Genomic DNA, 23487 nt, shown 5'->3' with positions numbered 1-23487 from the left:
GCGTCGTCGGTTTTTCTTATATTTTAAAATCGTAGAATCACAAGGTTGGTTTATTTGCTAGTTTGGCGTTTCTTTGCGAACAGGCGATAAGATTGAATGCTAATCAAGCTGGAAGCAATGGCCAAAGCGAAGGACATAAATGTATTCATTTTCAAGCTCAAAAATACAAAGCTAAACAGAACTGTCAAGACACAGAAAACAGCAATATTCAAGAAGAAAAAGAGTTCGCTTAATCTTGGTGATGTTTCTGCTTCAGGTAAGTACTCTTGATAGAGTAGTGTTTGTTCAGATTCAATTTCTTGGTAGTAGTAGTCAGTTGGGTCATCATATTGTTGGTATTTTCTTACGTGCATAATTCTCTCTCCTTACAGTACCCTCTAATTCTACCATTTTTTTGCAGTTTTAAATATTACAAAAGAGTTACAAAACGAATAAATTCGAATGAAAAACCACTCCTTTATATTTTTTTGCTATAATGGTTTTATGAAAAAGATAATTATTACAGCAACAGCTGAAAGTATAGAACAAGTTGAGGAACTTTTGAAGGCGAATGTAGACCGAATTTATGTCGGTGAGAAAAATTACGGCCTTCGTTTGCCTCATAATTTTAGTTTAGACGAATTAAATCGAATTTCTGACTTGGTTCACCAAGCAGGAAAAGAGTTGACCGTTGCGGTGAACGCGCTCATGCATCAGGAAATGATGGATGATATCAAGCCCTACCTTGATTTTTTGCAGGAGATTGGAGCAGATTATATTACCGTTGGGGATGCTGGTGTTTTCTATGTGCTGCAGCGAGATGGTTATAAATTAAAGACCATTTACGATGCCTCGACCATGGTTACCAGCAGCCGTCAGATTAACTTTTGGGCTAAGAACGCAGGAGTTTCAGAAGCTGTCCTAGCGCGTGAGATTCCTTCTGCTGAGCTTTTTAAGATGCCAGAGATTCTGGAAATTCCTGCTGAAGTCTTGGTCTATGGGGCCAGTGTTATCCATCACTCCAAGCGTCCTCTTTTGCAGAATTACTATAATTTCACTCATATCGATGATGAAAAGACACGGGAGCGAGACCTCTTTCTGGCGGAACCAAGCGATCCGCAGAGCCATTACTCGATTTTTGAGGACAATCATGGTACTCATATTTTTGCCAATAATGACTTGGATTTGATGACCAAGCTGATAGAGTTGGTTGACCATGGATTCTGCAACTGGAAGTTGGAAGGTCTCTACACACCTGGTCACAACTTTGTCGAGATTGCTAAGATTTTTGTAGAGGCGAGGGATTTGATTGAAGCAGGCAAGTTTAGCTCAGACCAAGCCTTTGTGCTGGATGATACAATTCATAAACTGCATCCGAAAAATCGTTTTCTCGATACAGGATTTTATGACTATGATCCCGATATGGTAAAATAAATTTAGAAACGAGAACTCTTTTTAGGAGTTCTTTTTTGAGAATAAAAATAATATTTATAAAGCAGGAGTAAAAAATAGATGTCTCAAACTTTTTTTGAATTAATTCGAAAAAACTGAAAATTAGAATTGTGAAAATAATTCAAAGAACCTTGCTTTTAGGGGTAAATTACTATAAAATAATAAGGATTAGACATCAACACTTTTATATTGCAAATAGGAGAAAATGATGGCAAGAAAGTTGAAACGACCAGAGGTGTTATCACCTGCTGGTACTTTGGAAAAGCTAAAAGTAGCTGTTCGATATGGAGCAGATGCTGTTTTTATTGGCGGACAGGCCTATGGTCTGCGCAGTCGAGCTGGGAACTTTACCTTTGAACAGATGGAAGAAGGGGTTCAGTTTGCGGCTCGTTATGGTGCTAAGGTCTATGTCGCGGCTAATATGGTCATGCACGAGGGTAACGAAGAGGGAGCTGGTGAGTGGTTCCGCCGTTTGCGGGATATCGGCATTGCGGCTGTCATTGTTTCAGATCCGGCTTTGATTGCTATCGCAGCATCAGAGGCTCCTGGTCTGGAAATCCACCTATCGACTCAGGCCAGTGCGACTAACTATGAAACGCTGGAATTCTGGAAAAATCTAGGACTGACTCGTGTTGTCCTAGCTCGCGAAGTTTCTATGGCTGAGCTGGCTGAAATTCGCCGACGGACTGACGTTGAAATTGAAGCCTTTGTTCATGGAGCCATGTGTATCTCCTACTCAGGCCGCTGTACACTGTCCAACCACATGAGTATGCGCGATGCCAATCGTGGTGGCTGCTCCCAATCCTGCCGTTGGAAATACGACCTCTATGATATGCCTTTTGGACAAGAACGTAAGAGCTTGAAGGGGGAAGTTCCAGAAGAATTTTCTATGTCCGCAGTTGATATGTCCATGATTGACCGCATACCAGACATGATTGAAAACGGAGTGGATAGCTTGAAGATTGAAGGACGGATGAAGTCTATTCATTATGTTTCCACTGTGACTAACTGCTATAAAGCAGCTGTAAATGCTTATCTAGAAAGTCCTGAAAAGTTTGAAGCTATCAAGCAGGATTTAGTCGATGAGATGTGGAAGGTTGCTCAACGAGAATTGGCCACAGGATTCTACTATCATACTCCAACTGAAAATGAGCAGCTTTTCGGAGCGCGACGCAAGATTCCTGAATACAAATTTGTAGCAGAAGTAGTAGCCTATGACGCAGACAGTCAGACAGCGACTATTCGTCAGCGTAATGTTATTCATGAAGGCGATCAGGTTGAGTTTTATGGACCAGGCTTCCGTCATTTTGAAACCTTTATCACAGACCTTCGAGATGCTGATGGGAACAAAATTGATCGGGCTCCTAATCCGATGGAACTCCTGACCATTCACTTGGAGCAGCCCGTAGAGGCTGGCGATATGGTGCGGGCTCGAAAGGAAGGCTTGATTAATCTTTATAAGGAAGATGGCACTAGCGTGACCGTCCGAGCTTAATCTTTTATTCATAGGTGGCTTTTTAATCTAAAAGCAATTTTTATGAATAGAGGTTTTCAGAGAGGAAATAGCATGATTCAGGTTTACGGAGATATTCTTGATGAGGAGACTCGCTGCCAGCATTATCACAGTGAGAGAGATATCATAGCTCTTAAGTGCTTTGCTTGTCAGAAATACTATCCGTGCTTTCTCTGTCATGACCGCTGCGAAGACCATGCTTTTCTGGGCTATCCCATAAGTCGGTCAGAAGATCAAGTAGTTCTTTGCGGCCATTGCAGGACGGAGCTGACTATTTTTCAGTATCTTGGCTGTGAGGATGCCTGCCCTTTCTGCGCTCATCCTTTTAATCCAGGATGCAAGAAGCATCGATCAATTTATTTTCAGATAAACAAATAACTCTTCCATCCAGCTGGATGGAAGAGTTATCTTTTGAAACGACGGTTGGTGATGCGAATGTCCTTCTTTTGGGCTTCACGGATATTATTGGGTACAAGACTGATTCGCTTGATGTCCTGCACGCGGATAATAGTGGTCATACTTTTCTTGAAATTCTTGATAATCAGCTGCAGGCGCTCGCGATCATATTTGACAATATCGCCGGTGAAGCTTTTATCCAGAAAGATAACGTGGACACCAGATTGTTTTCGCAGAGCTAGTTCAATAGTACGCAGAATGCGACCGCTGTCCTCTGGTCCCTGTTCATTCTTTTTGCCACTGATAAATTCGTTGGCTCTTTGTAAAATCATTTCGAGATATTTTTTCATAGCTAAAATCTCCATAACTTGTTACAATATATTATATAACAAAATTCCCTAAATTGTAAATTCTTTTACGAATTATTAGTTGGAAAATAAAACAAGAGGTGAAATATGGCTGAATTTACATTCGAAATCGAAGAAAAACTTCTGGTCCTGTCTGAAAATGACAAGGGCTGGACCAAAGAACTCAACCGAGTTAGCTTTAACGGAGCACCAGCTAAGTATGATATTCGGACTTGGAGCCCAGACCATAGCAAAATGGGCAAGGGAATTACACTTTCTAATGAAGAATTCCAAGTTCTCGTGGATGCATTTAAAAACTGATAGAGAAAGCTCTATCAGTTTTTTCTATTTCTCTGAAAAGTAGGAATGGAATTTTAGACTCTTAAAAATAGGGATGCTGATAATGGTGATGGCAACCATTTTTAGCAAGTCTGGCAGGATAAAAGGAGTTAGGCCAACCGCGACTGACTTAGAGAAATCAAGTCCTCCCAAGAAATGCAGTCCTAGGATACCACCGACAAAAACGAGAGCGTCACCCAATACATTGGCTATAAAAATCATATAGAAAGGACTGTCCTTATGGGTCAGACTGGATGTCACAAGCGCAAAGAGTAAGTAGAACCAGAGATATCCGGCGCTTGGACCAAAGAGAGCCTGAAAACCACCGCTTCCTCCAGCAAAGACCGGCAGGCCAATGGCTCCCAAGAGCAGATAAATGAAAACAGACAAAACCGCTTCACGGGGCTTGAAAATCGTCGCAATCAAACCGACAGCAAAAGTCTGCAGCGTGATGGGAACGGGACCAATGGAAATAGTTAATTGGGATAGGACAGCTAGGAAGGCAGCTCCGATAGCTGGGAGGGCAAGAAGAAATGCTTTGTTCTTGTTCATAAATAGTAAACCTCTCTTTGTTCTTATGGTAACTATTTTAAAAGCTAAATAAAAAAAAGTCAAGTCCTTCTTAATCGGACGAGACAATTAGACAGATAAATTCTTATTTCCGTTTCTTGCTTCTGATAAGCAAGACGATGAAGGCGATAAGACCAAAAATATTAAAGAAAAGGATACCCAAGGCTACAAGAAGCTTTTTCGTTTTACTCATCAGTTTTCCTCGTTTTTGGATTGCTTTGTACTATCATATCAAAATTTTCAATGTTTGAATAGGTTTCATTAGAAAGATTAGCTATAGCTTAAAACTATATTCTTATCAATAAAAAAGGATTATCTAAAAGAGCTATAAAGAATTGCAGCAGCACACTTTGATTGATATAATAATGCAAAAGTAAATAAGAGTTTTTGCTAGAGGTGTGGGTGCGTAATCAACATCTTTCCAAAGCAAGACAGACTAGATTGGAGAAGCATATGACAGATTTATTAAAAATTTATCAGGAACTACAGGAGAAAAAATGGGTCAACTTGTCCCATCAGATTAAGGAAGACAGTCCGCATTTTCCAGCTCTGCCTGCCTTGGAGAAAAAGGATATTTTCACTTTGAAAGATGGTTTTCATGTTCAGCAGTTTTCTGTAGTTGGCCAATATGGGACTCATATTGATGCTCCGATTCACTTTGTGGAGGGTGGTCGCTGGTTGGAAGAGATTGAGCTAAAAGATCTTTTTCTGCCTTTGGTAGTTATTGATAAGTCTAAGGAAGTAGCAGAGAATCCAGACTTTATTCTGGGCAAGCAGGATATTTTAGATTTTGAAGCGGAGCACGGGCAGATTGAGCCAGGAACCTTTGTTGCCTTTCGCTCAGACTGGTCCAAGCGTTGGCCAAGTCAATCTGCCATGCGCAATCTGGATGATCAGGAGGTTCAGCATACTCCTGGGTGGGGACAGGATGCTCTAGAATTTCTTATCCATGAGCGTGGTGTCAAGGCGGTAGGCCACGAAACTTTTGATACAGATGCGGGTATCCCCACAGCGGAGCATGGGCTGCTCAATGAATACTATCTTTTAGAGCAGGATATTTACCAGTTAGAAGTTATGACCAATCTGGATCAATTGCCGGCTAAGGGTGCTCTCATCTTGATTAGCTTTCCCAACTGGCATCAAGCCAGCGGTTCACCAGTGAGAGTTGTAGCTATTTTACCATAATGAAAAAGGAGTCTGAGGTTTCATTTCAGGCTTCTTATCGTCTATAATAAGCAAAAAAACAACGCTCGTTTTTCATAATCTTTGGAATTTTTTGATGGATATTTGACAATTTACCTTTTTAAATAGAGATGTAGAAGTCTATGCTCTGAAAAAAATCTGAATTTCTTTCATTAGACTGATATTTGGAAGGAAAGTCAAATGAACCTGAAATAGCTAAAATTTACAATCTTACAAAAATGTAAGATTCGTCTGTAAAATGAAAGATTAGGTTATGGAACGGTCATGATCTTTATTATAAAATGGTAGCAGAAATCAAAAAGAGGCTGGAATACCAAACCTCTTCTGATTTTGAATTTTTTATCGCATGGTCACGAACTCTTCGGAGCCAGTCGGGTGAATAGCAACTGTAGCATCAAAGTCAGCCTTGGTAGCGCCCATCTTGATAGCAACAGCAAAGCCTTGAATCATCTCGTCTACTCCGTAGCCAATGCCGTGCAGGCCAACGACCTTTTCATCCTCACCGGCAGTGATGAGCTTGAACTTGGCCTGTTGGCGGTGCTGGGTAACAGCTGAATACATGGATGTGAAGCTAGATGTGTAAACGTGAATATTTTCAGCTCCGTAAGTCTTGATAGCCTCAACCTCAGTCAGGCCGACTGTCCCAATAGCGGGATGGGAGAAGACAACAGTTGGAATAGTTGAGTAGTCCATTTTAGCATTTGTTTTACCATTGAAAAGACGCTCAGACAGAGTTCGTCCAGCCTTGATAGCAACAGGAGTTAATTCTTTTTCACCTGTTACATCGCCTAGAGCATAGATACCTGGAACCACAGTGTTTTGGTACTCATCGACAGCGATGAAGCCACGTTCATTGAGAGTTACGCCAGCTGCTTCCAGATTGAGGTCTTGAACATTTGGCTTACGGCCGATGGCCCAAATAACATGCTGGGCTGTGTGGCTGCTGCCATCTTCAAAATAGAGCTTGAGCTGACCATCAGTAAGTTTTTCAAGCTTTTGCGGAATCTTATGGGTATGAAGCTGGAGCCCAGAGTTTTCCATTTCTTGGAGCAGACCGTCAATCAGATAGCTGTCAAAGTTGCGCAGCGGTCGATCCTTACGAACAAAAAGGTCTGTTTTAACTCCTAGAGCATGGAGCACTCCGGCTAGCTCAACTGCTATATAGCCTGCTCCGACAATGGCAACAGATTCAGGTAACTCTTCCCAAGCGAAGACATCATCGGAAGTTTCTCCGTAACCTGCGCCAGGGATATTTGGAATAGCAGCATGAGCACCTGTTGCAATAACGATATGCTTGGCGCGAATAAGCTCACCGTTGACTTGGACAGTATTTGCATCCACAAAACGGGCACGGCCTTCGATCAGCTCAACACCATTGCGCTTAAAGCTACCATCGTAGGACGAACGTGCTCTGTCAATATAAGCTTCTCGATTTTTCCGAAGAGTAGCAAAATCAAAAGCATGATTATCAGAGGTAAATCCGTAGTCCGGTCCATAATGATGGATAGCTTCAGCTATTTGAGCTCCGTACCACATAATCTTCTTTGGAACACAGCCGACATTGACACAGGTGCCACCTAGTTTCTTTTCTTCAATAACGGCAACCTTGGCACCGTATTCGCCGGCCCGATTCATGGTAGCAATTCCCCCGCTGCCACCGCCAATAGCAATTATATCAAATTCTTTCATCTTGTTAGAATCTCCTTCTATTATATGAGGTAATTGTACCTTTTTTAGCAGGTGAATGCAAAAATCTGCTACGGATTTGAGCGGAGTGACTATCTGAGATAAAATAGCAACCATTTGTGAAAAACTGTAAATTTTTTTAGAAGAATTATGATAGCCTTGTGATGTAATATAACAAAAGAAAATCGTTTTCATCAGGAGGAGGAAAAAAGATGAAAAAGTTAAAGAAATGGCAATTATTTAGCATTATTGGAGCTACGATTGCAGTTGTTGCAGGAGCAATTCTCTTCATGTTTCTAAACGGAGGGAATCCTTCTGAGACACCAGTCGATACGACTCCGCTGGTCCAGAAAGCCAAGGAAGGCTCAGTGGCTTCTTCAGTCTTACTGACAGGAAATGTTACAGCCAGCAACGAGCAGTACATCTACTATGATAGCACCAAGGGTGACTTGGAAAATGTACTGGTCAATGTCGGTGACCAAGTGACTGCCGGTCAAGCGTTGGTAACTTATAAAAGTGCAGAGGCTCAGGCAGCTTACGATGCAGCTGCTCGTGCGGTTAGCAAAGCCGATCGTCAATTGCATGACTTGCAGACCAATGGTGTGACTGTAAATACAACTGGTGACGAAGAAGCAGATGGTGCGTCTGAAGCTCAGGCTCAGCGTTCTGTAGAGTCTCAGGCAGCTGACCTGCGCGATGCTCGGGCTGATGCAGTTGATAATATGAATAAAGCACAAGCTACTCTCAATGCCTTGACAGTGACCAGCACAGCAGATGGTACGGTCGTAGAAGTTAACCGTGATGTTTCAAAATCAACAACTGGTGCCACTCAAACCTTGGTTCACATTGTCAGCAATGGAAATCTGCAGATTAAGGGTGAATTATCTGAATACAATCTGGCTAACTTGTCTGTAGGTCAAGAAGTGACCATTACATCAAAAGTTTACCCAGACAAGAAATGGACTGGTAAAATCAGCTACATTTCCAACTATCCGAAAGACGGCCAGCAGGCAGCAGATCAACCATCTGGAACAGGTGGCAGCGGAACAGCTTCAGGCTCTAAATATCCATTTACAATTGACATTACCAGCGAGATTGGTGAGCTCAAACAAGGCTTCTCTGTCAATATTGAAGTTAAAAACAATACTCAGGGACTCATTGTGCCAGTCAGCAGTGTGGTAATGGACGGAGACAAGAACTATGTTTGGGTTCTGGAAAAAGGAGTTGCCAAGAAGACAGAAGTGACGCTCGGAAATGCTGATGCTGAAAATCAAGAAATCTCATCTGGTTTGACAAAGGATAGTAAAGTTATCATCAATCCGACAGATAGCTTGAAAGATGGTCAAGAGGTGAAATCTTATGAAGAAGCTAATTGAGTTAAAAAATATTAATAAGAGCTATCGCAATGGAGACCAGGAACTGCAGGTATTAAAAGACATCAGTCTGGAGGTTGAAGAGGGCGAGTTTGTTGCCATCATGGGACCGTCTGGATCTGGTAAGTCTACTCTGATGAATATCATTGGGATGCTGGATCGTCCGACCACTGGTGAATACCATCTAGGAAGCGAAGAAGTAGCTAAGCTAGGTGATAAGAAGCTGGCCAAGGTTCGGAATAAGCAAATCGGCTTTGTCTTCCAGCAGTTCTTTCTCTTGTCTAAGCTTAATGCCTTGCAAAATGTGGAACTGCCATTGATTTATGCAGGTGTCGGTCTATCTAAACGTAAGTCCTTGGCCGAGCAGTTTCTGACCAAGGTGGAGTTGGACACGCGGATGCACCATCTGCCTTCAGAGCTTTCCGGAGGACAGAAGCAGCGGGTAGCCATTGCGCGTGCTTTGGTCAATAATCCTTCGCTGATTCTGGCTGACGAACCAACAGGAGCCTTGGATACCAAGACTGGTGAGCAGATTATGGAGCTCTTAACTGAGCTCAATCGAGAAGGGAAAACCATTATCATGGTAACCCACGAGCCTGAGATTGCTGCCTATGCCAAACGGCAGATTGTCATTCGTGACGGTGTCATCTCATCTGATAGCGCTAAGGAAGGAGGACTAGCCTAATGCAAAACTGGAAATTTGCCATTAGCTCCATTCTTGGACACAAGATGCGGTCTTTCCTGACCATGATTGGGATTATTATCGGAGTGGCTTCGGTTGTGGTTATCATGGCCTTAGGAGATTCCATTACCCGACGGGTCAATGAGAGTTTTACCAAAAGTCAGAAAAACATGCGTCTTGTTTTTTCTCCTAAAAAGAGCAAGGACGGCTCCTATACACAAACAGCTGATCTCTATTCTGTAAATGTGGAAGATGAAAGCGAAGAAGTGGTGGAGCCACCCAAGGCTCAGGAAGCCTGGGTTAAGGAATTGACCCATATCAAGGGAGTGGACGGTTATTATGTGACCAACTCTGCTATGGAAACCTTTAGCTACGAAAATAAGAAGGCTGAGCGCGTCAACTTTGTCGGAGCAAACATGACCTATATTCAGGTGAAAAAATATAAGATTATCGCCGGAAGGGGTCTGAGGCAGCAAGACTATCAAGGCTTTGCCAGTGTTGTGCTGCTGGACGAAGATCTGGCTGCGAACCTCTTTTCTTCCGCTGAAGAGGCAATCAATAAAATTGTGACAGTGGGGGCCAGTAACTATCGGGTGATTGGGGTTTATAGAGATCCTGAAACTGCTGCTGCATCTGGCTCCATGCAGGTCTATGGTGGTAATGCCATTACGACCAATACTCTCATAGCTGCAAACTTTGGAGTCGATGAAATTTCAGAGATTGTTCTTCGAGTGAATGATACTAGCTTGGTTCCAGAACTTGGTCCTAAGGTTGCCAAGAAATTAACAGAAATTGCTGGTCTCCAACAGGGAGAATATCAAGTGACAGATGATAGTGCCCTCTATCAGGAAGTGCAAAATATTTATGGTGCCATGACAGGAGTTATCGGTGCCATCGCCGGAATTTCACTCTTTGTTGGAGGTATCGGCGTTATGAATATCATGCTGGTATCTGTCACTGAGCGGACCCGAGAAATCGGACTTCGGAAAGCTCTGGGAGCGACACGCGGCAATATTTTGATGCAATTTTTGATTGAGTCTATGATTTTGACACTGATTGGTGGTTTGATTGGCCTGCTTCTAGCTGCAGGACTTGCGTCTGTACTAGGCTCAGCCATGAGTCAAATGCTGGAAGGAACTCCAGTAACGGTATCTCTACCAGTCAGCATCGTCAGCCTTCTCTTCTCTGCAACTATTGGTGTTCTCTTCGGAATCTTGCCAGCCAACAAGGCCTCCAAACTGGATCCAATTGAAGCACTGAGGTATGAATAACATAAACAAAAGTCTGGGGAACCAGACTTTTTGTTGATGTAACAAATCCTGCTGGAATTCCAGCAGGATTTGTTTTCTGAATATCGTATGAAATACAGATTATTTCATCGTTGGGAAGAGCAGGACATCGCGAATAGTGGTCACATCGGTCAGCAACATAACCAGACGGTCAATACCGATTCCCAGACCTCCAGTTGGTGGCATACCGTATTCCAGAGCTTCGACAAAGTCATAGTCAATGCCAGTTGCTTCGTCATCACCCAGTTCTTTGGCTTTTGCCTGTGCTTCAAAACGAGATAGCTGATCGATTGGATCGTTCAACTCGGTGAAGGCATTGGCATATTCTTTGGTCATGATGAAGAGCTCGAAACGGTCCGTGAAACGTGGGTCTTCTGGATTTTTCTTAGCTAGAGGTGATACTGCTACAGGATGACCGTAGATAAAGGTTGGCTGAATCAAGGTTTCTTCCACAAATTCTTCAAAGAAAGCATTGATAACATGACCAACTTCGGTGAAGTGCTTTTCAAGCGGAACTTTCTTTTCTTTAGCCAAAGCAGCAGCTTCTTCAAAGCTCATATCTTGCCAGAAGTCCACATCAGTAATTTCCTTGATGGCATCTACCATGTGAACGCGTTTAAATGGTTCGTTAATCTTGATTTCAGTTCCTTGGTAGTTGACTGGTCCATCTCCATTTACAGAGACGGCTGCATGTTGGATAATGCCTTCAGTCAAGTCCATGATATCTTGGAAATCTGCATAGGCTTGGTAAACCTCGATGGAAGTGAACTCTGGATTGTGAGTCGCATCCATTCCTTCGTTACGGAAGATACGGCCAATCTCATAAACTCGCTCCATACCGCCGACGATGAGACGTTTAAGGTGAAGTTCGGTTGCAATCCGTAGTACCATATCAATGTTTTGGGCATTGTGGTGGGTGATAAATGGACGGGCAGCAGCACCGCCAGCTTCGTTGTGGAGAACAGGAGTTTCAACTTCAAGGAAACCTTGCCCATCTAAGTAACGGCGGATTTCTGAGATGATTTTTGAGCGAGTGACAAAGCGTTCAAAGCTTTCGCGGTTGGAAATCAAATCCAAATAACGTTTACGGTAGATGGTTTCGACATCTGTCAGGCCGTGGAATTTTTCAGGTAGGGGGCGCAGAGCCTTAGACAAATGAGTGAGATGAGTCGCCTTGATAGAAAGCTCCCCCATATCTGTCCGCATAATCTCACCTTCAATACCGAGGAAATCTCCTAAGTCAGCCTTTTTGAAGATTTCATAATTTTCTTCACCAACCGCATCTTTACGCACATAAATCTGTATTTGGCCTTCACGGTCTTGGATGTGGGCAAAGCCAACCTTTCCTTTACCGCGCTTGGTCATGAGACGGCCAGCGATAATAGCTGTTTCGTTGAGTTCGTTTAATTCTTCTTTATCTTTATCGTTGTATTTTTCTTTCAGTTGAGCAGAGTTAGCAGTTCGTTCAAAGCGTTTACCAAAAGGGTCAATTCCCTGCTCAGCCAGCGCAGCCATTTTTTCACGGCGGATAATCTGCTGGTCGTTTAATTCCTCGATATGTTCAGTAGTCATGTTTTTCCTCCAAAAGTTTTCCTACCTATTTTATCACAAAAGATAGGGAAATTCATCTATATTTGGCTATAAAGTAAGAAAAAAAGCTAGAAATCCAGCTTTAATTTTCTGCCTTTTCAACTAAGTAATCCGTATTATTCCAAGTAATCAGTTCAAAATTCTCAAAGTCTTCTGTTTCAAGTATGGTGATGCTGGCATTGGTCAGACCTCCATTCTTGCGTAAGAGAGGAGTGTCATAGCCCAGCATGGTTCGAATACTGGCGGTTAAATTAGCATCGTGCCCGACAATGAGGACTTGTTCATAGTCCTTGTCCTTTAAGGACTTGATAAAGGAAATGGTCCGGTGGGTCGTATGGTAGACTGACTCAGCGTCAAAAAACGTATGATTGAATTGCGAAAGGTTGTGGCGGAAGGCTGTCATCTGGTGCGGATAGATGGCTTCAATGGTAGAAATTTTTGTGCCTTCCAGTTTTCCCAACTGCCATTCTCGCAGTTCAGGTACTGATACGATTTCAGTCGGGAACTGGCTTTCTTCTTGAATAATCTTAGCAGAGCGAACGGCACGAGGGAGATCGCTGCTGTAAATCTTGCCAAATTGTGTTTGAGCCAGATGTTTTCCTAGGGTATGCAGTTCTTTAACGGCGGATGGCAGCAGTGGCGAATCACCGCTGGCTCCCTGAAAGCGGCCTTCCCGATTCCATTCCGTTCTTCCGTGTCGGACAAAGTATAATTTCATAGTGATTGATTGTTTCTTTCTTATTAGAGTTTATTGAGAATATTAGGTTCAGTATTGAAGAATTATGAGCTAGGATTCTCCTTGAGGTCTGCAAAGTCAGCTTGAACAAAATCTGCTAAATCTTGAGCCTTGATTTCGATACTGCGACCGACTTCACCAGCAGACACGATGATGCTATCTCGCTCTAGAGCTGACTGGTCGATATAGATTGGAAAGTTATGCTTTTGCCGAATACCGACTGGATTATTGGCTCCGTGGATATAGCCCGTTGTCTTTTCCAAGTCTTTCTGGGGAATCATACTGACTTTTTTATTACCGGAAATCTTGGCCATTTTCTTTTCAGATAGATGTTCTGTGATTGGCAGGATACCGATTAGTGTGCCGGTCTTGTCTCCTGTCAAGGCCAAGGTTTTATAAATCTGCGAACGGTCCAAGCCTTCAGCTGGCTGTTCTGCTAAGGCATTTAGCTGCAGGCCTCTATGTTCAATCTTAGCCTTGCTTAAAATTTGCTCGACCAGTGTTTTTTTGATTTTTGTTTTTTTAGCCATTAGTATATCTCTCTTCTAATTGTGACATCCAGAGTCCCAGCCAAGTTCCCAGACCGAAGAAAAAGGCTGCAAGGACCAGGGTCAGTACAGACACACCAGCATAGCTGATGCTTTCACCATTTCCTGCTTGAGGCACTACAATAAGAAGTGTACTGGATAGGACGATGCCAATGATAAAGTGATAGACACGAGAGTAGTAGTTTTTCAAAATATGATCCATCAGCTTAGAGAAGAGAATCAGAGCTAAGGCGCCTCCTATTCCGATGGGAAGAAAGGTACCCAAGAGATCTAGTTTGCGGAAGCCGTTCAGCATAGGAGCGTAGAGGCCTAAAATCAGGAGAAGGTTGGACGGACTGAGTCCGGGAATTAAAATGCCCAGTGCAATCAAGGCTCCTGCTAAGATAAAAGAGAGGAAGTTAGCTGGCAAGGTGCCGACCATGCCATTTAAGGAATAAAGAAAGATTCCTGAAAGGATGAGGCTGACCCAGAAAACGAGAATATCAACTCTATCACGCTCACTTTTAGCGACAGACTCTTTAATAAGGCTAGGAACAGTCCCAATAATAGCTCCGGCAAATCCCCAAAGGACAATCACTTTGTAGTTGTCCAGCAGCAGATTGACAGGATAGGAGAAGGCGGCGATTCCTAAAACCATTCCGATTCCAACTGGTATGAAATAGAGAACATTTTCGACGAAGTTTTCTTTTAAATGTGCTAAAAAATGAATCAGGCGTTCGTAAATACCTAAGATAGCTGCTAAAACACCGCCTGAAACTCCCGGTAAAATAAAGCCAAGTGCAATGACCATTCCTTTGAAAATTCTATTCAACCAAGAAATCATTGTATTTTCCTTTTCTAATTTCATTTATCAAATCATTATATCATAAAATATAGGCTTTATTAAGAGGAAACGGCTGGAAATTTCCTATTTTGTTACAATAAAAAACGACAGCAGTCTTTGAGATTTGAGCTGTCGTTCTGAACTATTGACTTTCTTTAGGAACCGTAAACAGCTTTTGATAAGTAGCTGTCTGGTCTTTCAAGGTTGACAACTGGTTCAAATCAAGATAATGAGAGAAACCAGTCAGCTGACCTTGTGATGTGTACTGATGCAAGTCGTAATCTTGCTCTGTATTTGGTGCGGCATTGTAGTAGCCGTCGTCATTACCATAAGTCGGAATCCAAATTGCTGTGAACTTATCGGTAGAGATGCTATGCTCCTCCATAAAATAAGTTCCAATATAGATACCAATATTTTTAACACCAAGCGACTCTAGCTTGGCTCGGAAAGCTTCAACTCCCGCATTCATGTCAGACATAGTCTTTTCTTCGACGTCTAGCCAATAATAGGTTGGATGGTACTTGGCAGAAGCCTTGTAGAAACTTTCGGCTTCTTTTTCCATTTCCTTTTTGCTATTGGCGGCCACATAGGCATAGACAGCAACAGGGATGTTGCGCTTTTGAAATTCTTTGATGTGTCTTTCATAAGATTTGTCCAGACCATTCAGATGAGTTGCTGCGTTTTCTTTTTTTGCCTGCGCTCCACTATGAACACGGACAATTACTCCTGAAACATTCTGTGCGAGTAAGTCGTAATTAATCTCACTTGGCAGCTGCCAGCCAGAAATGTCAATGATTGGTCTGGAAATAAACTCTTCATCCAAGGACGAATCGTCAGATGTTTCCTCTTTTTTTGAGGAACTTGGAGTTTGTTTAGTTTGCGAAATTTTTGCCTGTGCTTGCTTTTCCTGAGAGTCAGTAATTTGCTTGCTTATCAAAATTAAAGTGATAAAAGAAGCAAAGAAAATTAGGATTGCAAGCGGTTTAATCCTCTTCCTCATACTGGTTTATTTTAACTTAAAACAAATAAAAAAGCAAAAAATATCCCCAGAATTGCTAGAAAATGAATAAAATGTAATATAATTGAAATATTATAATGCAAAAACAAGACGTTTTGAAAGCTCAAAATGTCTTGTTTTTTTAAAAGAGCTTAGCTAAGCTGTGGACGGTGAGTTGCCGTTGGATAAATCATTTTGCTTTTTCTTACCTTTTATAATAGCTTTTGAATGAGCTCTTCAATCTTTTTGGGAGAAGTTTGCGGAGAGAAACGTTTGATGACTGTTCCATCTCGGCTGACCAGAAACTTTGTGAAATTCCATTTAATCTTCTCACCCAGAAGACCGCCCTTTTCTTTTTTGAGCCAGTCAAAGAGAGGAGCAGTATGAGGACCGTTGACATCAATCTTAGCAAATCGAGGAAAGCTCGTTCCGTAGTTAAGGCTGCAAAAGTTGTTGATTTCTGCAGCGTCTCCAGGGGTCTGCTGGCCAAACTGATTGCAGGGGAAATCCAGGATCTCAAACCCTTCTTCCTGGTAGCGCTCATAGAGTTCCTGCAGTTCTTGGTACTGAGGAGTGAAGCCGCAGCCAGTCGCTGTATTGACAATCAGCAGAATCTTTCCTTTATAATCACTCATTTTTTGCAGAATTCCGTCTTGTTTTTGGATTTCTATATCATAAATGTTTGTCATGTTATCCTCCTCTATCTGACCTCTATCTTAACACTTTTTCATGCAAAAGATAGAAAGTAAGGCTATATTGTTCCAGTCTCTGCACTAATTCTTTTTTTTCAATCCAAAAGGTGGTATAATGAGAATTGAATTTTTAGAAGTTTAATGGTGAAATATGAAAATTGACAAGAAGCACTTGTTGAATTATTCCATCTTGATTCCCTATTTGATTCTATCTGTTTTGGGATTGATTGTGGTCTATTCAACGACGAGTCCTACCTCGATTCAGGCCGGAGGAAATGGTTTTGGCATGGTCTTGAATCAGGGGATTTTTTGGGTAATAAGTCTCTTTATAATTGCGCTCCTATATAGAATCCGCTTGGGTTTCCTGAAAAAAGGAGGCATCCTGACTATAGTTATCTTTGCTGAGATTATCCTCTTGCTTTTATCTCGTTTTATAACTGGGACTATTAACGGCGCCCATGGTTGGCTCAAGCTTGGAGCTTTCAGTATTCAGCCTGCTGAGTATTTGAAGATTATTCTGGTCTGGTATCTAGCCTTTCGCTTTACAAAGAGGCAGGAGGAGATAAAGGTTTATGATTATCAAGCTCTGACTCACAACCATTGGTTTCCTAAAGCTTTTAACGACTGGCGGACCATGGTGGCTATTCTGATTGGGATTGTAGCGATTATGCCAGACCTTGGAAATGCGACTATTCTATTTTTGACCGTCGTAATAATGATAGCTGTCAGCGGGATTGGCTATCGATGGTTTTCTACGATGCTGGGAGCCATTGTCAGTGTTTCGGGATTGGTTTTAACTAGCATTTGGATAATTGGAGTTGAGCGCGTGGCTAAGATTCCAGTCTTTGGGTATGTGGCCAAGCGTTTCAGCGCTTTCTTCAATCCCTTCAAGGATTTATCTGGCTCTGGCCACCAATTGGCTAATTCCTACTATGCTATGAGTAATGGCGGCTGGTTTGGTCTAGGCTTGGGTAACTCTATTGAGAAGCGCGGTTATCTGCCGGAAGCTCATACGGACTTTGTATTTTCTATCGTGATAGAGGAGTTTGGTTTCTTTGGTGCCAGTCTGATTCTGGCCTTGCTCTTTTTCCTAATTTTGAGAATTATCTTGGTCGGGATTCGGGCTAAGAATCCATTTAACTCCATGATGGCTTTGGGAATCGGCGGTATGATACTCATGCAGACCTTCATCAATATCGGTGGAATTTCAGGTCTTATTCCGTCTACAGGAGTAACCTTCCCTTTCCTATCGCAAGGAGGGAACAGTCTTCTGGTCTTGTCAGTAGCCATCGCCTTGGTACTCAATATTGATGCCAATGAGCGCCGTGATGCCCTCTATGAGCAGATGGAAGCGGAGGCGCAAGACCAGTCTGAGGAAGCTTAATCGCAGTTAGTGTGAACAGTTATTGCAAAATGAAAGGTGCAGATTATGTCATTTAACAAATTAGAAAGCTACAGCAATAAAGAAGTGATTCGAGAAGAAGTCGCAATTTTGACAGACTTGCTTGCCGATATTACTCGGAATCTTCTCAGCCCTGAGACCTTTGAAAAAATCTCCCTCATGGAAGAGCTGGCTGTTAACTCCAAATATCATGAGTTAAAAGCGATTGTAGAAGAACTAACGACAGATGAAATGGTTTATATTTCTCGTTATTTCTCTATTTTGCCGCTTTTGATTAATATCTCAGAAGACGTGGACCTAGCTTATGAAATCAACCATCAAAACAATATCAATCAGGATTATCTTGGAAAGCTGTCAACAACTATTGACCTGATTTCAACGCGGGAAAATGCTCAGGAGATTCTGGAAAATCTGAATGTTGTTCCAGTACTGACTGCTCACCCGACGCAAGTTCAGCGCAAGACTATTCTGGACTTAACCAATCATATCCATAGTTTGCTGCGCCAGCATCGTGATGTTAAAGCGGGTCTGGTCAATGAGAAGAAGTGGCTAGGAAATCTCCGTCGCTATATTGAGCTCATGATGCAGACGGATATGATCCGTGAGAAGAAGCTGAAAGTGACCAATGAGATTACCAACGTCATGGAGTACTACAACAGTTCGTTTCTGCAAGCGATCACCAACTTTATGGTCGAATACAGACGCTTGGCAGAAGAGCGGGGCATTAAGCTGGATAATCCTAAGCCTATTACCATGGGAATGTGGATTGGAGGTGACCGGGATGGCAATCCTTTTGTAACAGCAGAAACCTTGAAACTATCAGCCACTCTCCAGAGTGAAGTCATCCTCAACTATTACATTGACAAGGTTTATACACTCTATCGCACCTTCTCACTATCGACCAACCTATCAGAAACCAGTCAGGCAGTAGCAGAAATGGCAGCTCTGTCTACTGACAAGTCTGTTTATCGTGAAAATGAGCCTTACCGCCGTGCTTTCCACTATATCCAGTCTAAACTGATTCAAACCTTGCTTTACCTAAAAGAAGGCAACTTTTCAAGTGACGATCAGCGATTAACTGACCGAGCTGAGGAAAAATTGTCTGCGAAGGCCAACCTTTCTGTCAGCAATAAAGGAAGAGAAATCATTCCTAACTATATTCAGTCTCGTATCAGCGAGACCCTGACTGAGCTCAAGAAGGAGGAGACACCTTCTTATAACACAGCTCAGGAATTTAAAGAAGACTTGCAGGTCATTTATGATTCTCTTATTGAGCATCATGGGGAAGCTTTAGTAAGTGGGGACTTGACTGAACTTCTCCAAGCGGTTGATGTTTTTGGCTTCTTCTTAGCCAGCATTGATATGCGGCAGGATTCCAGTGTTCATGAAGCCTGTGTGGCTGAGCTTTTGGCATCAGCTAATATTGTTCAGGATTATAGTAGTCTATCAGAAGAAGAAAAATGTCAGGTCCTCCTCAAACAGCTGCTTGAAGATCCTCGTATCCTATCAGCTACCCATGAGACTAAATCCGAACTCCTGCAAAAAGAACTGGAGATTTTCAAAACAGCCCGTCAGCTAAAAGATGCCATTGGTGAGGAAGTGATTAAGCAGAATATTATTTCTCATTCGACCAGTGTATCAGATCTACTTGAGTTGGCTATTATGCTCAAGGAAGTGGGGCTGATTGATGAAAATGGGGCTCGTGTCCAGATTGTTCCGCTTTTTGAGACCATTGAGGATTTGGACAATTCCTGTGATACTATGGAGAAATACCTGTCTCTGCCGATTGCGCAGAAGTGGATTGCTTCTAAGGATAATTATCAGGAAATCATGCTGGGCTATTCAGACAGTAATAAGGACGGTGGCTACCTGTCTTCTTGCTGGACTCTCTACAAGGCTCAGCAGCAGTTGACAGCTATCGGTGATCAATTTGGCGTAAAAATTACCTTCTTCCATGGCCGGGGAGGGACAGTGGGACGCGGTGGCGGCCCAACCTATGAAGCCATTACTTCTCAGCCACTCCGCAGTATTAATGACCGGATCCGTCTGACTGAGCAAGGGGAAGTCATTGGTAATAAATATGGTAACAAGGATGCAGCCTACTATAACTTGGAAATGTTGGTTTCTGCTGCCATTAACCGCATGGTCACTCATAAGAAGAGCGATAGCCATACTTCTGATAAATATGAGCGGATCATGGATCAAGTAGTTAATCGCAGTTATCAGATTTACAGAGATTTGGTCTTTGGCGACGAGCGTTTTTACGATTACTTCTTCGAATCCAGCCCGATCAAGGCTATCTCTAGCTTTAATATTGGTTCACGTCCTGCTGCCCGTAAAACCATCACTGAAATCGGCGGTCTCAGAGCTATTCCATGGGTCTTTTCATGGTCTCAAAGTCGAGTTATGTTCCCAGGCTGGTATGGTGTCGGATCAAGTTTCAAGGAATTCATTGATGAAGACCCAGAAAACAATCTAGCCTTCCTGCAATTTATGTATAAGAGATGGCCGTTCTTCAAGTCGCTCTTATCAAATGTAGACATGGTTCTGTCTAAGTCAAATATGAATATCGCTTTTGAGTACGCGAAGCTTTGTGAAGATCAGAATGTGCGAGATATTTTCAATATTATCTTGGATGAGTGGCAGCTGACTAAGGATGTCATTCTAGAGATTGAAGGGCACGATGAGCTCCTTGCAGAAAATACCTATCTGAGGGATAGCTTGCACTATCGTATGCCTTACTTTAATGTTTTGAACTATATCCAGCTAGAACTAATCAAGCGTCAGCGCAACGGTCAGCTTACACCAGATCAAGAAAAGCTGATTCACATCACCATCAACGGAATTGCTACAGGACTTCGGAATTCTGGCTGATACATGAGAATACAAAATGGCTACTTTACCATTATAAATAACGAAAAATCGGATTTTGTCCGATTTTTCTGTTTTTGTAACCAAAAGACTTTTCCATTCGTTATACTAGTGAAGGAGGGGGGTGAGCTTATCAAACTAGATGAATATGAAACAATTTTGATAGGCTTTGCTCGCGAGATTGTATCCTATCTGCAGAAGTCAGGGGCTTCTAAAGTGGAAGCAGAAGATGTAGTTCAGGACGTTTTTGTCAAGATGTTGGAAACAGAAGTTATTATTCCGGCGGAAAAGATGCGAGCTTGGATGTATCGGGTTTCCATCCGGCGCTATATCGACAGATATAGGAGAGATAAGCATTATTTGGAGATTTTGAGAAAAGAATTTTTTGGAAAAGTTCTTGTCAATCCCTTTGAAAATGAAGATTATGAGCTGCTAAGAAGTATGATAGAAGATCTGCCACTCAAGGAAGCCACGCTTTTAGAACTCTATTATTTTCAAGATTTCACGGTCAAGGAGATTGCCCAAATCATGTCTTACTCAGTGAGCAAGGTCAAGATTCAGCTGATGCGCAGTCGTGCTAAACTCCGAAAGGAGCTGGAAAAGAAAGGATATCGAAATGGAAACATTTGAAAATGTTGCAAAGAAAAGCAGAAGAAAAAGACTTTGGAAGACAGTCGCTATTAGCTCCGTTGTATCTTTAGTTCTCTTAGGTCTTCTAGGAAAGGGGCTGGCAGAATTAGCCTCTGGTAACGGACGAGACTTGCAGAAACAGTACGAAGTTATGTCCGAAATCGCCTATCCTAATGTTGACTATGACAGTCTATACTACAATCCGACCTCTTATCTTTCGGGAACATTACGTTCTGATCGTTTTAAAGACCTTGATGGAGTGATGGTGGATTATCCAGCCTATGAGGGGAACTATTCACTAACAGGTTCTTATAAAAATCCGACGTCAGAGGCGACTTATTCCTCTACCTCAGGGACCTATACGCGAGAGCTTCGGCAGAAATATCCGGTCTTTTACAATGTCAATGCCAAACAGACGAAGTCTTCAGATCCAGCACCTCAGGAACTTGTATCTGTCAAAGAAATGCCGAATCAATTGGTAGAAATAGCTCTGACTTTTGATAAACCTTACACTTATAAGGAAATCCAGCAGATGATACCGAGCAACCTCAAGATTAACTGGTACTGGATTGGCAGTCAGTCAGAAGATGGTGAAAATGGTATGGCATTGCGCACCGATCCTCAGACGACTTATGGAGCTAATAGTACGCTGCTTAATCCCTATCCGTCGGACGGCAAAAAAGAGAGCGAAGAGGCTAAGCAAGAGCAACAGACTTTCTTAGACTATTTGAAAAAGGCCGATAAAAACCTTTTCCCAACTGTCAACAAGTACAACATGTACAACGATGTTGAGTCCTATCTCAAGAAATTTGGTCGGTTAGATATTCGCGAGGAAAAGAATCGAGATCAATTGACTTTTTCAGGTGTCATCCTTACTGGAAAATCCGAAAATTTCGCCCAACTAGAAGGTAAAGAATGGAACCATGCTTCTAGTATTGGAGCCTCTATTCAAAATCAACCTTACTACAAATTAGACAAGGAATAATTCACAAAAAAATGCTAAAAGACTTGCATTTTCATTTAAATTTGATAAAATAGTAAGGAAAGTTAGACTGTATTGCCTACTGTCTATCTATAAAATATATTTTATTGGAGGCTTTTACTCAAATGGCAAAAGAAAAATACGATCGTAGTAAACCACACGTTAACATTGGTACTATCGGACACGTTGACCACGGTAAAACTACTTTGACAGCAGCTATCACAACTGTATTGGCACGTCGCTTGCCTTCAGCAGTTAACCAACCTAAAGACTATGCGTCTATCGATGCTGCTCCAGAAGAACGCGAACGCGGAATCACTATCAACACTGCGCACGTTGAGTATGAAACTGCTAAGCGTCACTACGCTCACATCGACGCTCCAGGACACGCGGACTACGTTAAAAACATGATCACTGGTGCCGCTCAAATGGACGGAGCTATCCTTGTAGTAGCTTCAACTGATGGTCCTATGCCACAAACTCGTGAGCACATCCTTCTTTCACGCCAAGTTGGTGTTAAACACTTGATCGTGTTCATGAACAAAGTTGACTTGGTTGACGATGAAGAATTGCTTGAGTTGGTTGAAATGGAAATCCGTGACCTCTTGTCAGAATACGACTTCCCAGGTGACGATCTTCCAGTTATCCAAGGTTCAGCTCTTAAAGCTCTTGAAGGTGACTCTAAATATGAAGATATCATCATGGAATTGATGAACACTGTTGATGAGTACATCCCAGAACCAGAACGCGACACTGACAAACCATTGCTTCTTCCAGTCGAAGACGTATTCTCAATCACTGGACGTGGTACAGTTGCTTCAGGACGTATCGACCGTGGTATCGTTAAAGTCAATGACGAAATCGAAATCGTTGGTATCAAAGAAGAAATCCAAAAAGCAGTTGTTACTGGTGTTGAAATGTTCCGTAAACAGCTTGACGAAGGTCTTGCAGGGGACAACGTAGGTGTGCTTCTCCGTGGTATCCAACGTGATGAAATCGAACGTGGACAAGTTATTGCTAAACCAGGTTCAATCAACCCACACACTAAATTCAAAGGTGAAGTTTATATCCTTACTAAAGAAGAAGGTGGACGTCACACTCCATTCTTCAACAACTACCGTCCACAGTTCTACTTCCGTACAACTGACGTTACAGGTTCAATCGAACTTCCAGCAGGTACTGAAATGGTAATGCCTGGTGATAACGTAACTATCGACGTTGAGTTGATCCACCCAATCGCCGTTGAACAAGGTACTACTTTCTCTATCCGTGAAGGTGGACGTACTGTTGGTTCAGGTATGGTTACAGAAATCGAAGCTTAATTCGATTCCGTTCCCAGATAACAATTATAGTCAGACACTAAACCCCGTGAAAACGGGGTTTTTTT

The 23487-nt window shown here is 42.4% G+C and carries 23 protein-coding genes; 13 read left to right on the top strand and 10 right to left on the bottom strand.

Going from position 1 to position 23487, the window contains the following annotated elements; all coding sequences use genetic code 11:
• Window positions 1-50: 50 nt before the first annotated feature.
• Window positions 51-353, bottom strand: coding sequence for a DUF3270 family protein (locus RG608_RS03060; RefSeq protein ID WP_308946534.1), 303 nt, complete (start codon window positions 351-353; stop codon window positions 51-53).
• A 130-nt stretch (window positions 354-483) separates the two neighbouring features.
• Here RG608_RS03060 and RG608_RS03055 point away from each other — a divergent pair, with 130 nt between their 5' ends.
• From RG608_RS03055 to RG608_RS03045, 3 genes are all read left to right on the top strand, one after another.
• Window positions 484-1413, top strand: a complete 930-nt coding sequence (locus RG608_RS03055; protein WP_268687393.1) for a peptidase U32 family protein — start codon at window positions 484-486, stop codon at window positions 1411-1413.
• A 226-nt stretch (window positions 1414-1639) separates the two neighbouring features.
• Window positions 1640-2926, top strand: a complete 1287-nt coding sequence (locus RG608_RS03050) for a U32 family peptidase (RefSeq protein WP_032911902.1) — start codon at window positions 1640-1642, stop codon at window positions 2924-2926.
• A 72-nt stretch (window positions 2927-2998) separates the two neighbouring features.
• Entirely contained in the window at window positions 2999-3322 is a 324-nt protein-coding gene (locus RG608_RS03045; RefSeq protein WP_268687392.1) for a CHY zinc finger protein, read from the top strand.
• A gap of 26 nt (window positions 3323-3348) precedes the next feature.
• Here RG608_RS03045 and RG608_RS03040 read toward each other — a convergent pair whose 3' ends face one another.
• Window positions 3349-3705: a hypothetical protein gene (locus tag RG608_RS03040; protein ID WP_002899965.1), complete on the bottom strand. Its 357-nt coding sequence runs from the start codon at window positions 3703-3705 to the stop codon at window positions 3349-3351.
• Between the two features lie 90 nt (window positions 3706-3795).
• Between RG608_RS03040 and RG608_RS03035 the strand changes: the two genes are divergently transcribed.
• The gene (locus tag RG608_RS03035) at window positions 3796-4008 is read left to right on the top strand and encodes a YdbC family protein (RefSeq protein ID WP_002897227.1); all 213 of its coding nucleotides are present in this window, start codon (window positions 3796-3798) and stop codon (window positions 4006-4008) included.
• Between the two features lie 24 nt (window positions 4009-4032).
• Here the strand turns inward: RG608_RS03035 and RG608_RS03030 are convergent, their stop codons facing one another.
• On the bottom strand, window positions 4033-4578 hold the full coding sequence (locus RG608_RS03030; RefSeq protein ID WP_268687391.1) for a biotin transporter BioY: 546 nt from the start codon (window positions 4576-4578) through the stop codon (window positions 4033-4035).
• 471 nt (window positions 4579-5049) lie between these two features.
• Here RG608_RS03030 and RG608_RS03025 point away from each other — a divergent pair, with 471 nt between their 5' ends.
• The gene (locus RG608_RS03025; protein WP_268687390.1) at window positions 5050-5781 is read left to right on the top strand and encodes a cyclase family protein; all 732 of its coding nucleotides are present in this window, start codon (window positions 5050-5052) and stop codon (window positions 5779-5781) included.
• A 357-nt stretch (window positions 5782-6138) separates the two neighbouring features.
• Here the strand turns inward: RG608_RS03025 and gorA are convergent, their stop codons facing one another.
• Window positions 6139-7488 (bottom strand): glutathione-disulfide reductase, encoded by a 1350-nt coding sequence (gene gorA, locus RG608_RS03020; protein WP_268687389.1) that lies wholly within the window; start codon window positions 7486-7488, stop codon window positions 6139-6141.
• 209 nt (window positions 7489-7697) lie between these two features.
• Between gorA and RG608_RS03015 the strand changes: the two genes are divergently transcribed.
• From RG608_RS03015 to RG608_RS03005, 3 genes are read left to right on the top strand one after another with little or no spacing between them, the layout of a single operon-like run.
• The gene (locus RG608_RS03015; RefSeq protein WP_308946533.1) at window positions 7698-8861 is read left to right on the top strand and encodes an efflux RND transporter periplasmic adaptor subunit; all 1164 of its coding nucleotides are present in this window, start codon (window positions 7698-7700) and stop codon (window positions 8859-8861) included.
• A complete protein-coding gene (locus RG608_RS03010) occupies window positions 8845-9543 on the top strand; it encodes an ABC transporter ATP-binding protein (protein ID WP_002897232.1) in 699 nt (232 codons plus the stop codon). The genes RG608_RS03015 and RG608_RS03010 overlap by 17 nt, the downstream gene beginning before the upstream one ends.
• On the top strand, window positions 9543-10811 hold the full coding sequence (locus RG608_RS03005) for an ABC transporter permease (protein ID WP_268687388.1): 1269 nt from the start codon (window positions 9543-9545) through the stop codon (window positions 10809-10811). The genes RG608_RS03010 and RG608_RS03005 overlap by 1 nt, the downstream gene beginning before the upstream one ends.
• A gap of 99 nt (window positions 10812-10910) precedes the next feature.
• Here the strand turns inward: RG608_RS03005 and lysS are convergent, their stop codons facing one another.
• The 6 genes from lysS to RG608_RS02975 all read right to left on the bottom strand — a co-directional run bounded on the left by lysS (window position 10911) and on the right by RG608_RS02975 (window position 16212).
• Window positions 10911-12401 (bottom strand): lysine--tRNA ligase, encoded by a 1491-nt coding sequence (lysS, locus tag RG608_RS03000; protein ID WP_268687387.1) that lies wholly within the window; start codon window positions 12399-12401, stop codon window positions 10911-10913.
• Window positions 12402-12501: 100 nt separating this feature from the next.
• Window positions 12502-13137, bottom strand: a complete 636-nt coding sequence (locus tag RG608_RS02995; protein ID WP_268687386.1) for a histidine phosphatase family protein — start codon at window positions 13135-13137, stop codon at window positions 12502-12504.
• 62 nt (window positions 13138-13199) lie between these two features.
• Entirely contained in the window at window positions 13200-13685 is a 486-nt protein-coding gene (locus tag RG608_RS02990; RefSeq protein ID WP_002930996.1) for an aminoacyl-tRNA deacylase, read from the bottom strand.
• Window positions 13678-14526 (bottom strand): DUF368 domain-containing protein, encoded by an 849-nt coding sequence (locus RG608_RS02985; RefSeq protein ID WP_268687385.1) that lies wholly within the window; start codon window positions 14524-14526, stop codon window positions 13678-13680. Before RG608_RS02985 ends, RG608_RS02990 begins: the two co-directional genes overlap by 8 nt.
• 142 nt (window positions 14527-14668) lie before the next feature.
• A complete protein-coding gene (locus tag RG608_RS02980) occupies window positions 14669-15526 on the bottom strand; it encodes a glycoside hydrolase family 25 protein (RefSeq protein ID WP_004192795.1) in 858 nt (285 codons plus the stop codon).
• A 209-nt stretch (window positions 15527-15735) separates the two neighbouring features.
• Complete coding sequence (locus RG608_RS02975; protein WP_268687384.1) at window positions 15736-16212, bottom strand: glutathione peroxidase; 477 nt, start codon at window positions 16210-16212, stop codon at window positions 15736-15738.
• A gap of 154 nt (window positions 16213-16366) precedes the next feature.
• Here RG608_RS02975 and ftsW point away from each other — a divergent pair, with 154 nt between their 5' ends.
• From ftsW to tuf, 5 genes are all read left to right on the top strand, one after another.
• Window positions 16367-17599 (top strand): cell division peptidoglycan polymerase FtsW, encoded by a 1233-nt coding sequence (gene ftsW / locus RG608_RS02970; RefSeq protein ID WP_002903126.1) that lies wholly within the window; start codon window positions 16367-16369, stop codon window positions 17597-17599.
• 45 nt (window positions 17600-17644) lie between these two features.
• Window positions 17645-20491 carry a phosphoenolpyruvate carboxylase gene (gene ppc, locus RG608_RS02965; RefSeq protein ID WP_268687383.1) on the top strand — a complete coding sequence of 949 codons (2847 nt, stop codon included), beginning with the start codon at window positions 17645-17647 and terminating at the stop codon, window positions 20489-20491.
• A gap of 156 nt (window positions 20492-20647) precedes the next feature.
• Window positions 20648-21118: an RNA polymerase sigma factor gene (locus RG608_RS02960; RefSeq protein WP_268687382.1), complete on the top strand. Its 471-nt coding sequence runs from the start codon at window positions 20648-20650 to the stop codon at window positions 21116-21118.
• Entirely contained in the window at window positions 21105-22103 is a 999-nt protein-coding gene (locus RG608_RS02955) for an anti sigma factor C-terminal domain-containing protein (RefSeq protein ID WP_268687381.1), read from the top strand. Before RG608_RS02960 ends, RG608_RS02955 begins: the two co-directional genes overlap by 14 nt.
• Window positions 22104-22225: 122 nt before the next feature.
• Entirely contained in the window at window positions 22226-23422 is a 1197-nt protein-coding gene (gene tuf / locus RG608_RS02950; protein WP_268687380.1) for an elongation factor Tu, read from the top strand.
• The last annotated feature ends 65 nt before the right edge of the window (window positions 23423-23487 follow it).

This window comes from Streptococcus sp. IsoGale022 (genome assembly GCF_031142805.1).
GTDB classification, from domain to species: Bacteria; Bacillota; Bacilli; order Lactobacillales; family Streptococcaceae; genus Streptococcus; species Streptococcus sanguinis_A.
Note: the sequence above shows the minus strand (reverse complement) of the source record. Positions and strands in the feature narration are given on the sequence as shown.

Excerpts from the sequence above, each read along its gene's own strand:
- RG608_RS03060 (WP_308946534.1), bottom strand. The coding sequence starts at position 353 with ATGCACGTAAGAAAATACCAACAATATGATGACCCAACTGACTACTAC.
- RG608_RS03055 (WP_268687393.1), top strand. The coding sequence starts at position 484 with ATGAAAAAGATAATTATTACAGCAACAGCTGAAAGTATAGAACAAGTT.
- RG608_RS03050 (WP_032911902.1), top strand. The coding sequence starts at position 1,640 with ATGGCAAGAAAGTTGAAACGACCAGAGGTGTTATCACCTGCTGGTACT.
- RG608_RS03045 (WP_268687392.1), top strand. The coding sequence starts at position 2,999 with ATGATTCAGGTTTACGGAGATATTCTTGATGAGGAGACTCGCTGCCAG.
- RG608_RS03040 (WP_002899965.1), bottom strand. The coding sequence starts at position 3,705 with ATGGAGATTTTAGCTATGAAAAAATATCTCGAAATGATTTTACAAAGA.
- RG608_RS03035 (WP_002897227.1), top strand. The coding sequence starts at position 3,796 with ATGGCTGAATTTACATTCGAAATCGAAGAAAAACTTCTGGTCCTGTCT.
- RG608_RS03030 (WP_268687391.1), bottom strand. The coding sequence starts at position 4,578 with ATGAACAAGAACAAAGCATTTCTTCTTGCCCTCCCAGCTATCGGAGCT.
- RG608_RS03025 (WP_268687390.1), top strand. The coding sequence starts at position 5,050 with ATGACAGATTTATTAAAAATTTATCAGGAACTACAGGAGAAAAAATGG.
- gorA (WP_268687389.1), bottom strand. The coding sequence starts at position 7,488 with ATGAAAGAATTTGATATAATTGCTATTGGCGGTGGCAGCGGGGGAATT.
- RG608_RS03015 (WP_308946533.1), top strand. The coding sequence starts at position 7,698 with ATGAAAAAGTTAAAGAAATGGCAATTATTTAGCATTATTGGAGCTACG.
- RG608_RS03010 (WP_002897232.1), top strand. The coding sequence starts at position 8,845 with ATGAAGAAGCTAATTGAGTTAAAAAATATTAATAAGAGCTATCGCAAT.
- RG608_RS03005 (WP_268687388.1), top strand. The coding sequence starts at position 9,543 with ATGCAAAACTGGAAATTTGCCATTAGCTCCATTCTTGGACACAAGATG.
- lysS (WP_268687387.1), bottom strand. The coding sequence starts at position 12,401 with ATGACTACTGAACATATCGAGGAATTAAACGACCAGCAGATTATCCGC.
- RG608_RS02995 (WP_268687386.1), bottom strand. The coding sequence starts at position 13,137 with ATGAAATTATACTTTGTCCGACACGGAAGAACGGAATGGAATCGGGAA.
- RG608_RS02990 (WP_002930996.1), bottom strand. The coding sequence starts at position 13,685 with ATGGCTAAAAAAACAAAAATCAAAAAAACACTGGTCGAGCAAATTTTA.
- RG608_RS02985 (WP_268687385.1), bottom strand. The coding sequence starts at position 14,526 with ATGATTTCTTGGTTGAATAGAATTTTCAAAGGAATGGTCATTGCACTT.
- RG608_RS02980 (WP_004192795.1), bottom strand. The coding sequence starts at position 15,526 with ATGAGGAAGAGGATTAAACCGCTTGCAATCCTAATTTTCTTTGCTTCT.
- RG608_RS02975 (WP_268687384.1), bottom strand. The coding sequence starts at position 16,212 with ATGACAAACATTTATGATATAGAAATCCAAAAACAAGACGGAATTCTG.
- ftsW (WP_002903126.1), top strand. The coding sequence starts at position 16,367 with ATGAAAATTGACAAGAAGCACTTGTTGAATTATTCCATCTTGATTCCC.
- ppc (WP_268687383.1), top strand. The coding sequence starts at position 17,645 with ATGTCATTTAACAAATTAGAAAGCTACAGCAATAAAGAAGTGATTCGA.
- RG608_RS02955 (WP_268687381.1), top strand. The coding sequence starts at position 21,105 with ATGGAAACATTTGAAAATGTTGCAAAGAAAAGCAGAAGAAAAAGACTT.
- tuf (WP_268687380.1), top strand. The coding sequence starts at position 22,226 with ATGGCAAAAGAAAAATACGATCGTAGTAAACCACACGTTAACATTGGT.